The sequence below is a fragment of the Micromonospora sp. WMMD736 genome, assembly GCF_049179015.1.
GTDB lineage: Bacteria > Actinomycetota > Actinomycetes > Mycobacteriales > Micromonosporaceae > Micromonospora.
In genome coordinates this window covers 3,002,138-3,015,019 of sequence record NZ_JBMHMI010000001.1, presented here as the reverse complement: position 1 = coordinate 3,015,019, position 12,882 = coordinate 3,002,138, and the positions used below count along the sequence as shown (strand labels likewise).

The 12,882-nt window shown below is 73.9% G+C and carries 14 protein-coding genes and 1 pseudogene; 11 read left to right on the top strand and 4 right to left on the bottom strand.

Going from position 1 to position 12,882, the window contains the following annotated elements:
- Positions 1–10 precede the first annotated feature (10 nt).
- Positions 11–670 carry a PadR family transcriptional regulator gene (locus tag ACN269_RS13065; RefSeq protein ID WP_421472706.1) on the bottom strand — a complete coding sequence of 220 codons (660 nt, stop codon included), beginning with the start codon at positions 668–670 and terminating at the stop codon, positions 11–13.
- Positions 671–776: 106 nt separating this feature from the next.
- On the opposite strand from ACN269_RS13065, the gene nadD reads away from it, so the two are divergent.
- The 6 genes and pseudogenes from nadD (at position 777) to ACN269_RS13035 (ending at position 4,221) form a co-directional block, all read left to right on the top strand.
- Complete coding sequence (gene nadD / locus ACN269_RS13060; protein WP_421472705.1) at positions 777–1,373, top strand: nicotinate-nucleotide adenylyltransferase; 597 nt, start codon at positions 777–779, stop codon at positions 1,371–1,373.
- A 110-nt stretch (positions 1,374–1,483) separates the two neighbouring features.
- Positions 1,484–1,891 carry a ribosome silencing factor gene (gene rsfS / locus ACN269_RS13055; protein ID WP_421472704.1) on the top strand — a complete coding sequence of 136 codons (408 nt, stop codon included), beginning with the start codon at positions 1,484–1,486 and terminating at the stop codon, positions 1,889–1,891.
- Positions 1,888–2,517 carry a histidine phosphatase family protein gene (locus ACN269_RS13050; RefSeq protein ID WP_421472703.1) on the top strand — a complete coding sequence of 210 codons (630 nt, stop codon included), beginning with the start codon at positions 1,888–1,890 and terminating at the stop codon, positions 2,515–2,517. The genes rsfS and ACN269_RS13050 overlap by 4 nt, the downstream gene beginning before the upstream one ends.
- 69 nt (positions 2,518–2,586) lie before the next feature.
- Positions 2,587–3,441 (top strand): DegV family protein, encoded by an 855-nt coding sequence (locus ACN269_RS13045; RefSeq protein WP_421472702.1) that lies wholly within the window; start codon positions 2,587–2,589, stop codon positions 3,439–3,441.
- Positions 3,408–3,773, top strand: a pseudogene (locus tag ACN269_RS13040) (SDR family NAD(P)-dependent oxidoreductase); the annotation flags it as partial. The gene ACN269_RS13045 and the pseudogene ACN269_RS13040, both read left to right, overlap by 34 nt.
- Before the next feature lie 67 nt (positions 3,774–3,840).
- Positions 3,841–4,221 carry an SDR family NAD(P)-dependent oxidoreductase gene (locus ACN269_RS13035; RefSeq protein WP_421472701.1) on the top strand — a complete coding sequence of 127 codons (381 nt, stop codon included), beginning with the start codon at positions 3,841–3,843 and terminating at the stop codon, positions 4,219–4,221.
- A 51-nt stretch (positions 4,222–4,272) separates the two neighbouring features.
- On the opposite strand, the gene ACN269_RS13030 is transcribed toward ACN269_RS13035, so the two are convergent.
- On the bottom strand, positions 4,273–5,751 hold the full coding sequence (locus ACN269_RS13030; RefSeq protein WP_421472700.1) for an arabinofuranosidase catalytic domain-containing protein: 1,479 nt from the start codon (positions 5,749–5,751) through the stop codon (positions 4,273–4,275).
- A gap of 212 nt (positions 5,752–5,963) precedes the next feature.
- On the opposite strand from ACN269_RS13030, the gene ACN269_RS13025 reads away from it, so the two are divergent.
- From ACN269_RS13025 to ACN269_RS13010, 4 genes are all read left to right on the top strand, one after another.
- Positions 5,964–6,722 (top strand): helix-hairpin-helix domain-containing protein, encoded by a 759-nt coding sequence (locus tag ACN269_RS13025; RefSeq protein WP_421472699.1) that lies wholly within the window; start codon positions 5,964–5,966, stop codon positions 6,720–6,722.
- Positions 6,719–9,106: a ComEC/Rec2 family competence protein gene (locus tag ACN269_RS13020; RefSeq protein WP_421472698.1), complete on the top strand. Its 2,388-nt coding sequence runs from the start codon at positions 6,719–6,721 to the stop codon at positions 9,104–9,106. The genes ACN269_RS13025 and ACN269_RS13020 overlap by 4 nt, the downstream gene beginning before the upstream one ends.
- 152 nt (positions 9,107–9,258) lie before the next feature.
- The gene (holA, locus tag ACN269_RS13015) at positions 9,259–10,239 is read left to right on the top strand and encodes a DNA polymerase III subunit delta (RefSeq protein WP_421472697.1); all 981 of its coding nucleotides are present in this window, start codon (positions 9,259–9,261) and stop codon (positions 10,237–10,239) included.
- On the top strand, positions 10,236–10,652 hold the full coding sequence (locus ACN269_RS13010; protein WP_421472696.1) for a hypothetical protein: 417 nt from the start codon (positions 10,236–10,238) through the stop codon (positions 10,650–10,652). The genes holA and ACN269_RS13010 overlap by 4 nt, the downstream gene beginning before the upstream one ends.
- Positions 10,653–10,758: 106 nt before the next feature.
- Here ACN269_RS13010 and rpsT read toward each other — a convergent pair whose 3' ends face one another.
- On the bottom strand, positions 10,759–11,025 hold the full coding sequence (gene rpsT, locus ACN269_RS13005; protein WP_421472695.1) for a 30S ribosomal protein S20: 267 nt from the start codon (positions 11,023–11,025) through the stop codon (positions 10,759–10,761).
- Between the two features lie 236 nt (positions 11,026–11,261).
- Positions 11,262–12,299 (bottom strand): phosphotransferase, encoded by a 1,038-nt coding sequence (locus ACN269_RS13000; RefSeq protein ID WP_421472694.1) that lies wholly within the window; start codon positions 12,297–12,299, stop codon positions 11,262–11,264.
- On the opposite strand from ACN269_RS13000, the gene ACN269_RS12995 reads away from it, so the two are divergent.
- Positions 12,298–12,834 carry a DUF4240 domain-containing protein gene (locus ACN269_RS12995; protein WP_421472693.1) on the top strand — a complete coding sequence of 179 codons (537 nt, stop codon included), beginning with the start codon at positions 12,298–12,300 and terminating at the stop codon, positions 12,832–12,834. The two genes, ACN269_RS13000 and ACN269_RS12995, sit on opposite strands and share 2 nt — an antisense overlap.
- Positions 12,835–12,882 lie beyond the last annotated feature (48 nt).

Below are 12,882 nucleotides of genomic sequence, written 5' to 3'. Positions count from 1 at the left end.
AGCTGTCTTCTCAGTCGGCGGTGTCGGGGTCGCTGCTGGTCCTCGCGGCCAGCTCGGTCAGCTCGGCCGGCATCTCGCCGGTCTCGTGGAAGGCTCGCCACGTGTCCAGCCCCGGGTAACTCCCCGAGGTCAGCTCCGCCAGCAGGGCCCGCAGCCAGGTGGCCTCGGCCTCCCGGATGGCGAGGTCGTACTCGGTCTCCACGAGGAACAGTCGCGGGATCTCGCGCAGGTGGGCGTCGAGCGTCGCGCGGTCACGGCGGAGCGCGTCGTCGAGGTGGTCGAGCCGCTGCCGGAGCAGGTCGGTCGCCTCGTCGGGGTGCAGGGCGGCCAGCACGGAGAGGCCGGCCCGGAAGCGGGGATGTTCCGGCATGGGTGTGCCGACCAGCTCCCGCGCCCAGTCGACCAGCTCGGCCCGGCCCGCGTCGGTGATCCGGTAGACGGTGCGTTCCGGGCGTCGTCCCTCGCGGACGCTCTCCACGGCGGCGATCAACTGGTGTTTGTCCAGGTTGCGGATCACCGTGTAGAAGGAGCCCCACTTGAACTCCATGTCCTGGTCCTTACCCCAGGCGCGCAGCGTGCTGGCCATCTCGTAGGGATGCATGGGCCGTTGGACGAGGGCGGAGAGCACGGCCAGCGCCAGCAGGTTGCCGACCTTGCGCCGCTTCGGCATGACGCACCTCCCAAATACTCGTCGACGAGTATACGCATGCGAGTATCCGGGTCGCCAGGTCTCGGGCCGATACGACCGGTTCGGACGCCCGGCCTACGATCACGGGGTGGAGGAAGATATCCGGCGGATCGGGATCATGGGTGGCACCTTCGACCCGATCCACCACGGGCACCTCGTCGCGGCCAGCGAGGTGGCGGACCGGTTCGGCCTGGACGAGGTGGTCTTCGTCCCCACCGGCCAGCCGTGGCAGAAGGCCGACGAGCCGGTCAGCCCCGCCGAGGACCGGTACCTCATGACGGTCATCGCCACCGCCTCCAACCCCCGCTTCCAGGTCAGTCGCGTCGACATCGACCGCAGCGGCCCGACCTACACGGTCGACACGTTGCGCGACCTGCAGGCCGAGTACGGCTCCAAGGTCCAGCTCTTCTTCATCACCGGAGCGGACGCGCTGCAACGCATCCTGTCCTGGAAGGACCTGGACGAGATCTTCGAGCTGGCCCACTTCATCGGAGTGACCCGGCCCGGTTTCGCGCTGACCGACAAACACCTCCCGGCGGACACGGTCAGCCTGATCCAGGTGCCCGCGATGTCCATCTCGTCGACCGATTGCCGCGCCCGGGTCGCCCGGGGTGAGCCGGTCTGGTACCTGGTGCCCGACGGTGTGGTGCAGTACATCGCCAAGCGACGCCTCTATCAGTCCTGATTGCGTCCGGTATGTGCCGGTTAGTGGGTCTAACCGACCAGAACTGACGGGTCGGGACCTCGCCGGGTGTGAGACGCTTGGAGGATCGCACGCCTGATCGAAGGAGAACGGTGACAGTTTCCGAACGCGCGCACGAGCTGGCGATCGCCGCCGCGCAGGCCGCCGCCGACAAGAAGGCGCAGGACATCGCGATCATCGACGTCGGCGACCAGCTCGCCATCACCGACGCGTTCCTGCTCGCCGCCGCCCCCAACGAGCGTCAGGTGCTCGCCATCGTCGACGCCATCGAGGAGCGCCTGCTGGAGCTGCCGGAGAAGGCGAAGCCGGTGCGCCGCGAGGGCGAGCGGGGTGGCCGCTGGGTGCTCCTCGACTACGTCGACATCGTGGTGCACGTCCAGCACACCGAGGAGCGCGAGTTCTACGGGCTCGACCGCCTCTGGAAGGACTGCCCCACCATCCCGTTCGTCGACCGCGACCTGGTCGAGGCCGACGCCAGCGGGTCCGTCGCAGCCGAATGACCCGGCTGATCGTCTGGCGGCACGGCAACACCGACTGGAACGCCGCCAACCGCGTCCAGGGCCAGACCGACGTACCCCTCAACGAGCGGGGCCGCGACCAGGCCCGCGCCGCCGCGCCGCTGCTCGCGTCGCTGCGACCGGACGCCATCGTCTCCAGCGACCTGAGCCGCGCCGCCGAGACCGCCGCGGCGCTGGCCGCGATCACCGGGCTCGGGGTACGCACCGACGCCCGGCTGCGCGAGCGGCACTTCGGCCAGTGGCAGGGCCTGCACCTCAGCGAGGTCGCCGAGCGGTTCCCCGGCGAGTACGCGCGCTGGCGGGCCGGCGACCCGACGCCCGGCGCGGACGTGGAGCCGCTGCACGAGCTCGGTGAGCGGGTCGCCGCCGCGTTGCTGACGGCGGCCGACGCGACGCCCGGCGGGACGGTGGTCCTCGCCACCCACGGCGGCGCCTCCCGCCAGGGCGTCGGCCACCTGCTCGGCTGGCCCTCCGACGTGCTGCGCACCATCGGCTCACTGGCCAACTGCCACTGGACCGAGCTGCGGCACGACGACGTCCGGGGCTGGCAGCTCCGCGGCCACAACGTCGGCGTCGTCACCGCCCCGGCCGTCGTCGACGCGGTCTGAGCGCCGACCGGCTCCCGGCCGGCGCTCGCACCTCGGCGCGGCGCGGCGTGATCGGCTAGCGTGCCGGGCATGCCCGTCGCGGTCGTCACCGACTCCACCGCCTACCTCGCACCCGAGCTGGTGCGGCGGCACCGGCTGACCGTCGTCCCGCTGACCGTCGTGCTCAACGGCGCGGAGGGACTGGAGGGGGTGGAGACCCAACCCGCCGACGCCACCCGAGCGCTGGGGGAGCGGCGGGTGTCGGCCAGCACGTCCCGCCCGGCGCCCGAACAGTTCGCCCGGACGTACCGCCGTCTGCTCGACGACGGTGCCGACGGCGTCGTCTCGGTGCACCTCTCCGCCGGCCTGTCCGGCACCGTCGAGGCGGCCCGACTGGCCGCCGTCGACCTCGGCGGTCGGGTCGAGGTCGTCGACAGTCGCTCCACCGGCATGGGGCTCGGTTTCCCGGCCATCGCCGCCGCCACCGCCGCCGAGGCCGGAGCGGACCTGGCCGGCGTACGCGACGCCGCGCTCGCCGCGGTCGCCCGGACCACCGTCTGGTTCTACGTCGACACGTTGGAGTTCCTGCGCCGGGGTGGCCGGATCAACGCCGCCGAGGCGCTGCTCGGCACCGCCCTGTCGGTCAAGCCGATCATGCACATGCCGGACGGCGCGATCGTGCTGCGCGAGAAGGTGCGTACCGCCAGTCGGGGAGTCGCCCGCCTCGTCGACCTGGCCGTCGAGGCGGCCGGCGACGACGACGTCGACCTCGGCGTACACCACCTGGCCGCACCGCAACGCGCCGAGACGCTGCTCGCCGCGCTCAGCACGCGCCTGGGCGAACGGGTGCACGACACGTACGTCTCCGAGGCGGGCGCGGTGGTCGCCGCGCACGCCGGGCCGGGTCTGGCGTGCGTGGTCGTGCACCGTCGGCCCCGGAGCTGACCGCAGTGGCCGGCACGTGCGTGGTGACCGGCGGTGGCCGTGGCGTCGGCCGGGCCGTGACGCACCGGCTGGCGAGGGCCGGCGTCACCGTCGTCGTGGTGGAACGCGACGCCGAGGCGGTGGACTGGCTCGCCGGGCACCCGGCCGCCGACCGCCTGCTCGCGGTGGTCGGCGACGCCGCTGACGAGCGGGTGGCCGAACACGCCGCCGAGATGGCCGAACGCGTCGCCCCGCTCAGCGGCTGGGTGAACAACGCGGCGATCTTCCGGGACGCGGCCCTGCGCACGGCGTCGGCCGACACCGTGCTGGACCTGATCGGGCTGAACCTGCGCCCGGCCGTGGTCGGCGCCACCGTGGCGGTACGCCGGTTCCTGGCCGCCGGCACGGGCGGGCGCCATCGTGAACGTCTCGTCGCACCAGGCCCGCCGGCCCGTGCCGGGCGCCCTGCCGTACGCCACGGCGAAGGCCGCCGTGGAAGGGCTGACCCGGGCGCTGGCCGTCGAGTACGGGCGGCACGGCATCCGCGCCAACGCCGTCGCGCTCGGCTCGATCGCCACCGAGCGGCACGCCGAGTTCCTCGCCGCACAGGAGCCCGCCCGGGCCGAGCAGGTCGACGCCGAACTGGCCCGGCTGCACCCGGTGGGCCGGATCGGGCGTGCCGACGAGGTGGCGGAGGCGGTCGCCTACCTGCTGTCGCCGGCCGCGAGCTTCGTCAACGGGGTGACCCTGCCGGTGGACGGGGGACGAGCGGTGCTCGGCCTCGACCCGGAGGCCCGCTGATCCGGTGCCGTCGGGCCGCCTCCATCCGGAGGCGGCCCGACCGCTGCCCGCTCAGCTCCGCAGGGACCACTGCTGGTTCTGGCCACCGTTGCAGGCCCAGAGGATGAGTTTCGTGCCGTTGGCGGTGGCGGCACCGTTGGCGTCCAGGCACAGCCCGGACTGGACGCCGGTGACGGTGCCGTTGGCGTTGACGTTCCACTGCTGGTTCGTGCCTCCGTGGCAGTCCCAGATGATCACCTGGGTGCCGTTCGCGGTGCCCTGGCCGTTGGCGTCGAGGCACTTGTTGCCGTACACCTGGATCTGCTTGCCGGCCGTGTAGGTCCAGCGCTGCGCGGTGCTGTTGCTGATGCAGTCCCACAGTTGCACCTGGGTGCCGTTGGTGCTGGTGCCGTTCGGCACGTCGACGCAGCGACCGGACTGCGCGCCCACGATCTGGGCGTTCTGCTGCGGGTTGCCGCCGCTGGCGGGGGTGTACGCGGCAGCGGCGATGTTGGCCTGCACGGCGTCCTCGGTGGCCGCCGTCGGGTAGCCGGAGGTCAGCACACCCTCGAAGAAGGTGCCGCGACCGGTGATGCTGTTGTCGCCCCCGATGCCCAGGAGGATCGCCCCCTCCTTCTTCATCGGGTGGTAGCCGTTGGGCCGTCGACCGTCGAAGTAGGTGGTCAGACCACCCGACTGCGAGTTCCCGCCGCGGATCGCCCAGTGGTTCGGCTCGCCCTTGACCATGGCCGTCACGAAGCGGTGGTTGATGGACGGGATGTTGTTGTAGCCCGCGTTCACGCCGGAGAACAGGCCCCACTCCAGGTCGGCCATGATCCAGGGGCCCGCGCCCGCGCCGTAGCCCCACTGCTTGTTGGCGCCGAAGTAGACCGTCTCCATGATGGCGCGCTCGTCGGCCAGGACGTTGGTCTGCGCGTTGCCGTAGTCGAAGCAGCACCACTGGTTGTAGTGCGTCCCGTCCACGACGGCGTAGATGCCCTCGGGCTGGTCGCCGGTCGCGACGCCGTTGGTGTTGTTGTTGCGGTAGCCGGTGCCGGGGGCGATGTAGACGCCGTACGCCTTCTGGCCGCCGATGGTGACCGGGGCCGCCTTCGCGTCGGCGAGGTTGTCGTACCCGCCCGGCGCCGGGCCGGTGAAGCCACCCGGAGGGGCCTGGGTGAGGCGGTTGTTGCGGCCGGACTGGTCGTAGATGATCGTGATGACGCAGCTCGTGTTGGCGCAGAACGTGTCCTGGGTGGCGGCGTTGGCGACGCCACCGGCGCTGAGCACGCCGACGTCGCGGGTGGTGTTGTCCGACGATCTGCGGACCTGGTAGAGCGGGCCGTTGTACGCCCCGTACAGGGCCCGGGTGGTGCTGTGCGCGGCGACGCACGGCGTGCCGCCGGAGGCGTAGATGTCGCACGGGCCGGTGCCGGCCGCCCGGGCGACGCCGGGCGTCTCCGTGACCAGGTAGACGCCGGCCCCGGCGACGAGGACCAGCAGGGTCCCCGCTGCGGCCAGCAGGCGGTGCAGCCTTCTCTTCACGTCCATGGTTCCCCTCAGGTGGCGGTGGTGGTGGGGGGCGATGATAGCGTTAACATTAATCCTCATCCATGAATGCGCGCTACCTCCGGGCGGCCGGTGTCCGGTGCTCCCGTAGCAGAAGCGAGCATGATCAGGCCGTTGTCCACAGAGGCCTCGGCTGTCCACAGGCCGGGCCAGCGAGGCAGCCGTCGTGGCGTCCGGCGTCCTAGCGTCGCGGCGTGGCAGAGGACGAGGAGACAGCGGTACGTCAGCGGCTGCGCCGGTTGACCGCCGCGACGGGCGGCGCGGCGCCGCCTCCCTCGGGGGCCGACGCGTCGGCAGCGGACGTGCCCGCCGAGCCCGGCGCAACGGCACGGCTGCCCGGCCCCGGAGCATTCGACCCGGGCAGACGCGGCGTACGGGCGTTGGCCGCGGTGGCCCTCGTGGTGGTGCTGGCCGCCGCCGGCTGGGCCTGGCGCTCCCGACCGCACGCCGAACCGGTCACCCCGCCGGTCGGCGAGGCCACCTCGACCGTCGTGGCCGGGCCGGCCAGCGCGTCCGCGTCCGGCGAGCTGGTGGTGGCGGTCGCCGGCAAGGTGCGCAAACCGGGACTGGTGCGCGTACCGGCCGGGGCCCGACTCGCCGACGCGCTCCGGGAGGCCGGTGGCCCGCTGCCCGGCGTCGACGTGGCGCTGCTCAATCCCGCCCGCAAGGTCACCGACGGCGAGTTGATCGTCGTCGGGGTGACGCCACCGCCGGTGCCGGGCGCGGCCGGTCCCCTGGCCGGCGGGACGCCGGCCCCCGGGGGAGTGCTGAACCTCAACTCCGCGACGCTCGCCCAACTCGACGCGCTGCCCGGGGTGGGGCCGGTGCTCGCCCAGCGCATCCTCGCCTACCGGGACCAGCACGGCGGTTTCACGGCCGTCGGTGACCTGCGCCAGGTCGAGGGGATCGGCGACGCGCGTTACGAGCAGCTCAAGGACCTGGTGACGGTGTGAACGTCCCGCCGGTCGTGGGCGACCCGCCGCCACCGGACCTCCGGCTCGCCGGGCTGGCCGTGGCCGCCTGGCTCACCGCGCTCGCCGGCCTGCACCTCGGCCCGCGACCACTGCTGCTGGTGGCCGGCGCGGCAGCCGTGTCGACGGCGCTGAGCACCCTGCACCTGCTCGGTCGGCTCGGTCGCCCCGGGACTCTCGCCCGCCGTTTCGGCTGGATCGTCGTCGCGGTCGGCCTCGGCGTCCTCTGCGGCGCGGCGGCGACCTCGGCCCGGCTGGTCGTGCGGGACGCGCCACCGGTCCGCACGCTGGCCGAGGAGCGTGCCCCGGTCACCGCCGACCTCGTCGTCCGGGACGATCCCCGGCCGATCCGTTCCGCCGGGCGTCCCGGCATGCTGCTGGTGTCGGGCCAGCTGACCCGGCTGACCGGTCCCGACGGCCAGCCGCTCCGGGTATCGGTACGGGTGCTGGTCCTCGCCACCGACCCCGGCTGGCGAGGGCTGTTGCCGGGGCAGCGGCTGACCGCCGAGGGGCGGCTCGGCGTTCCGCGCGGCGGTGACCTCACCGCAGCGGTCCTCGCGGCCACCGGTCCACCGGAGCGGCGCGGTACGCCGTCGTGGGCGCAGCGCGTCGCCGGCACCCTGCGCGCGGGTCTGCAACGGGCCTGCGCGCCGCTGCCCGACGACCCTGGTGGCCTGCTACCGGGACTGGTGGTGGGGGACACCAGCCGCCTGCCGCCCGCCGTCGAGGAGGACTTCCGGGCGACCGGCATGACGCACCTCAACGCCGTCTCGGGCAGCAACGTCGCGATCGTGGTGGGTGCGGTGCTGCTGCTGGCGCGCTGGGCCCGCGCCGGCCCGTTGCTCGCCGGTGTGCTCTGCGGGGTGGCGCTGGTGGGCTTCGTCATCCTGGTGCGTCCGTCACCGAGCGTCGTACGGGCCGCCACGATGGGGGCGATCGGGCTCGCCGCGCTGGCCGCCGGTCGATCCCGGGCCGCGCTGCCCGCGCTGGCCGCCGCCGTCACCGTGCTGGTGCTCGTCGACCCCGAGTTGGCCGGCGACGCCGGGTTCGCGCTGTCCGTACTGGCCACCGGGGGTCTGCTGCTGCTCGCGCCGCGGTGGCGGGACGGGCTGCGCCGCCGGGGCGTACCGGCCGGGTTGGCCGAGGCGTTGGCGGTTCCGGCGGCCGCCCAGGTGGCCTGCGGGCCGGTCGTCGCCGGGATCTCCGGCACGGTCAGCCTGGTGGCGGTGCCGGCCAACCTGCTGGCGGTGCCGGCCATCGCACCGGCGACGGTGCTGGGCGTGACGGCTGCCGTGCTGTCGCCGGTCTGGCCGGCCGGGGCCGGGTTCGTCGCCTGGCTCGCGAGCTGGCCGGCCTGGTGGCTGGTCGTCATCGCCCGGCACGGCGCTCGCCTCCCGGCCGGCACCCTGGCGTGGCCGGGCGGGGCGTGGGGCGCCCTGCTGCTGGCCGGGCTGACCGTGGCGCTGCTGGTGGCGGCACGCCGACCGCTGGTGCGCCGGCTGGTGGCGGTGGTCGCCGTCGCCGCCCTGGTGGGCGCTCTCGGGGTCCGGTTGGTCGCCAGCGGCTGGCCGCCGCCCGGCTGGGTGGTGGTGGCCTGCGCCGTGGGGCAGGGCGACGCCCTGGTGCTGCCCGTCGCGCCCGGCCGGGCGGTGCTGGTGGACACGGGGCCGGAGCCGGGCGCGGTGGACGCGTGTCTGCGACGGCTCGGCATCCGGGAGGTGTCGCTGCTGGTGGTCAGCCACTTCCACCTCGACCACGTGGGCGGGGTGGCCGGGGTGTTCCGGGGGCGACGGGTGGCCGCCGTGCTGACCCCGCCGTCGACGGAGCCGGCGAGCGGCCGGGCGGCGGTCCGCGCGGCGGCGACCGGCGGCCGGGCCACGATGCGGGACGCCACCGCCGGGGCACGGCACCGGGTCGGCGGTGTCGAGCTGCTGGTGCTCGGTCCGCCGTACCCGCTGTCCGGCACCCGCTCGGACCCGAACAACAACTCGCTGGTGCTGCGGGCCACGGTCGCCGGCGTCTCGGTCCTGCTGCCCGGTGACGCCGAGACCGAGGAGCAGCACGCCGTCCTGGCCCGTACGCCGCCCGACCAGCTACGGGCGGACGTGCTGAAGATCGCGCACCACGGTTCGGCGTACCAGGACGAGGGCTTCCTCGTCGCTGTGCGGCCGGCCGTGGCGTTGGTGCCGGTCGGCACGGGCAATACGTACGGGCACCCGAATCCGGCGCTGCTGGCCCGGCTGAGCAGGAACGGCACCCGGGTCCTGCGCACCGACACCGACGGCGACGTGACGGCGGTCCGGACGACGGACGGGCTGGCGGTGGCCCGTCGCGGGGTACCGCCGGGACGACCACCACCGGGATAGGCACGTGGAAATTGCGCGTACTCGGCCCGGAATCTTTACCATTTGCGGATTAGGTGGTGAACCGAGATAAATGTCTGGATTTGCGCTAAGTGCGGGCTGCGCCGACCGGGCGACGAATGAGCAGGCCCGTACCCGCCACAGGCCGTGCGAATATGGGCGACGTGACCCCCGCCAGCCTCGCCCCCATTGTGCTCGTCCTCGGCGACGAGGAGCTGCTCGCCACGCGCGCGGTCTCCGAAGCTGTCGAACAGGCCCGCGCCACCGACCCCGAGGTGGACGTTCGCGAGTACCAGGCGGGTGCGCTCACCGTCGGCGAGATAGCCGAGATGCTCAGCCCGTCGCTGTTCGGCGGCCGGCGGCTGCTCATCCTGCGCTCCGGCCAGGACGCCCGCAAGGATCTGGTGGCCGCGCTGCTGGCGTACGCGAAGAATCCCGACCCGGAGGTGCAGCTCTTGGTGCTGCACCTCGGCGGGGCCAAGGGCAAGGCGTTCGCCGACGGGCTGCGGTCGGCCGGCGCGACGGTGGTCCCGGCGGCCAAGCTCAAGGGTCACCGCGACCGGGTCGCCTTCGTCCGCGACGAGATCCGCCGGGCGGGCGGCCGATGCGCCGACGATGCCGCCGAGGCGCTGATCGCGGCGGTCGGCAACGACCTGCGCGAGCTGGCCGCCGCCTGTTCCCAGCTCATGGCCGACACGGACGGGCGGATCAGCGCCGAGACGGTGTCCCGTTACTACCGGGGGCGCGTCGAGGTGACCGGCTTCACCGTGGCGGACGCCACCATGGTCGGCGACGTGCCGGCCGCCCTGGAGGCGCTGCGCTGGGCCCTGCACGTCGGTGTCGACCCGGTGCCCATCGCCGACGCCCTGGCCGACGGGGTGCGGACGGTGGCGCGGGTGGCGTCGGCCGGGCGCGGCAACGCGTACCAGCTCGCCAGCAGCCTCGGCATGCCGGCGTGGAAGATCGAGCGAGCGCAGCGACAGGGGCGCGGCTGGACCCCGGAAGGTCTGGTCCGGGCCATGCAGGTCGCCGCGGAGTGCAACGCGGCCGTCAAGGGCGGCTCGGACGACCGGGCGTACGCCCTGGAGCGGGCGGTCTTCTCGGTCGCGGCGGCCCGGCAGGGCAGCAGCCGGTGACGGGGCCGAACCGTACGGCCTGGGCCACCGTGTCCGCCGACGAGGAGCGGTACCGGCCGCTCTACGCCCGGCTCCTCGGCCTGCGGTTCGTCAACCCCGGTGGGGTGCTCTGCTTCCTGTTCTTCGAGGGCGTCATCGCCCTGGCCGTGCTGCTCGCCCTCGCGGAGCTGGTCAGCTGGTGGGCGGTGCTGGTGCTACCCGTGGTGGTGGCGGCGATGGTCAAGCTCAACGACATGGTGGCCGCGGTGGTGGTCCGGTCCGCCGCGCTCGTACCGGAACAGGAGCGGGACCGCTTCCGCCGGCAGATGGAGCCGGTGGTCGGCCGGGCACGGGTCGAGTGGAGCGCCGTGACTCCGGTGGTGGTCAGGCCCGACGCGGTGCGGCCCAGGCGTCGTAGGGACCCGCTGGACTGACGGCCGTCCTAGCCGCGGGCGCGTCCAGGTCGGGCGATGGTCCGTGGACACACGGAAGCCCCGGACCGAGGTCCGGGGCTTTCCGAATCAGTCTGACGATGAAGCGTCAGGCAGAGAGGGCCACCACGCGCTTCGCGATCGCCGACTTGCGGTTCGCGGCCTGGTTGGCGTGGATCACGCCCTTGCTGACGGCCTTGTCCAGCTTGCGCGAGGCGTCCTGCATGAGAGCGGTGGCCTTCTCGACGTCACCGGCCTCGGCGGCCTCGTGGAACTTCCGGACGGCGGTCTTCAGCGACGACTTGACCGACTTGTTGCGCAGCCGGGCCTTCTCGTTCTGCCGGTTGCGCTTGATCTGGGACTTGATGTTCGCCACGCGACAGCCTCGTCTTGATAGCTCGGGTTGGTCAGCTTGTGCACGGCATGACGACACGAGTCATCGCCGCGCGAAAAGCCAGGTTACCAGGTCGTCCGGGACGAGCCAAAACGGCTCCGCCGCCCGCGTCCACCCGGGCGTTCAGGCCGTGATCCACTCGGCTTCCTGGAAACCAGGGTATCCGCCGCCTGCTGACCGCCCGACTTCCCGCAACCCGAGTGGATCACGCCGCGTGTTCACCCCCAGCCCTGCCGGCGGGCGAGCCAGCCGAGGGCCTGTTCGCCGCTGAACCGCTGGTGTGCCGACCGGTGCGGCGAGGCCGTCACCGGTGTCGCGTCCGCCCCGGTGATGTAGTAGCCGGCCAACGCGGCGAGGGTGGCGTCCAGCGCGTCCGGGGGAGCGCCCGCGCTCGCCGGGTGCGCGGCGAAGATCCGGTCGACGTCCAGGCCGCTGGCGTACGCGGTGAGCAGCAGGGTCACCAGGTCGAACCAGGCCGGCCCGGTGCAGGCCCAGGTCCAGTCGCAGATCCAGGCCCGGCCGTCCGCGCCGATGAGCACGTTGTCCACCCGCAGGTCGCCGTGGATCACGCCGGTCACCCCGTCCGCGTACGCGGGGAGGCGGGACTCCAGCGCCACCAGCTCGGGAAGTCGGCCCCGGGCGGTGGCGGGCAGCGCGGGGAGCGGCTCCCGGCCCGCGGCGACCTCCTCCCACCAGAGGACGTCCGAGCGGGCCAGGTCGGCCAGGCGGGGCAGGCCGAGCGCGGTCAGACCGGCCGGCGGGTCGGCGAGGGCGGCGGCGACCTCGGCGTACGCGGTGAGGGTGGCGTCCAGCTCGGCACCCGCCCAGGGCAGGCGGGGGACGTGGCCGTCGACCGCGTCGGCGCAGAGCGCGAACCAGCCGGCCTCGTCCAGCGTCCACCGCAGGCGGGGCACGGGCAGGTCGGCCGGCAGCCGGTCGAGGATCGCGGCCTCCCGGGCGTACCCCTGGACCAGGTGCGGTTGCGCGGCGGCGGGTGCGGCCTTGACGAAGGCCCGGCCGCCGTCGGCGGTGTGCAGCACGGCGGCGAAGCCCCGGGTGAAGCCGGCGGCGGCGGCCCGGGCGGTGACCACCGGCGCGCCGAGCCGATCGGCGATGGCGGCCCGCAGCGCCGCCGGCAGCTCCGGCCACGACGGGCGCAGCGCGCCCACGTGGTACGGCGGTGGAGAGGACACCCCACCATGCTGCCCCGGGGTACGTGCGCGGCGCGCGGCGACACTGCCAGACTGCCAAGCCATGAGGACCGAGGACTTCTGGCAGCTGATCGACCAGGCCCGCGCCGGGGGCGGGGGTGAGCCGGGGCCGGTCGCCGCGCGGGCCGTGGCGCTGCTCGCCGAGCGCGATCCGCAGGACATCGTCGGGTACGCCCAGCACCAGGCCCGGGTGCTGGCGGCCTCGCACAAGGCGGACCTGTGGGGTGCGGCGTACCTGATCAACGGGGGCGCCTCGGCGGAGGGCTTCGAGCACTTCCGGGGCTGGCTGATGACCCAGGGGCGGGCGGTCTTCGCCCGCGCGGTCGGCGACCCCGACTCGCTGGCCGAGCTGCCCCAGGTGCGGGCCGCGTCGCTCAGCGGGGAGGAGTTCTCCGCCGAGCAGATGCTCGCGGTGCCGTGGGACGCGTACCGCCGGGCCACCGCGGCGGAGCTGCCGACGGACCGCGAGCCGGTCCGGACACCGGACCTCAACGACTTCTGGGACTTCGACGACGAGGACGAGGCCCGCCGCCGGCTGCCCCGGTTGGCCGCGCTCTTCGTGGAGCCGCCGATGGAGTGAACGGTCTTCGGGACCGATCCGTCGCCCGCGCCGTGGGCGTACCCCGGC

Excerpts from the sequence above, each read along its gene's own strand:
- ACN269_RS12995 (WP_421472693.1), top strand. The coding sequence starts at position 12,298 with ATGAGGACCGAGGACTTCTGGCAGCTGATCGACCAGGCCCGCGCCGGG.
- ACN269_RS13065 (WP_421472706.1), bottom strand. The coding sequence starts at position 670 with ATGCCGAAGCGGCGCAAGGTCGGCAACCTGCTGGCGCTGGCCGTGCTC.
- ACN269_RS13045 (WP_421472702.1), top strand. The coding sequence starts at position 2,587 with ATGCCCGTCGCGGTCGTCACCGACTCCACCGCCTACCTCGCACCCGAG.
- ACN269_RS13030 (WP_421472700.1), bottom strand. The coding sequence starts at position 5,751 with ATGGACGTGAAGAGAAGGCTGCACCGCCTGCTGGCCGCAGCGGGGACC.
- holA (WP_421472697.1), top strand. The coding sequence starts at position 9,259 with ATGGGCGACGTGACCCCCGCCAGCCTCGCCCCCATTGTGCTCGTCCTC.
- ACN269_RS13050 (WP_421472703.1), top strand. The coding sequence starts at position 1,888 with ATGACCCGGCTGATCGTCTGGCGGCACGGCAACACCGACTGGAACGCC.
- ACN269_RS13000 (WP_421472694.1), bottom strand. The coding sequence starts at position 12,299 with ATGGCTTGGCAGTCTGGCAGTGTCGCCGCGCGCCGCGCACGTACCCCG.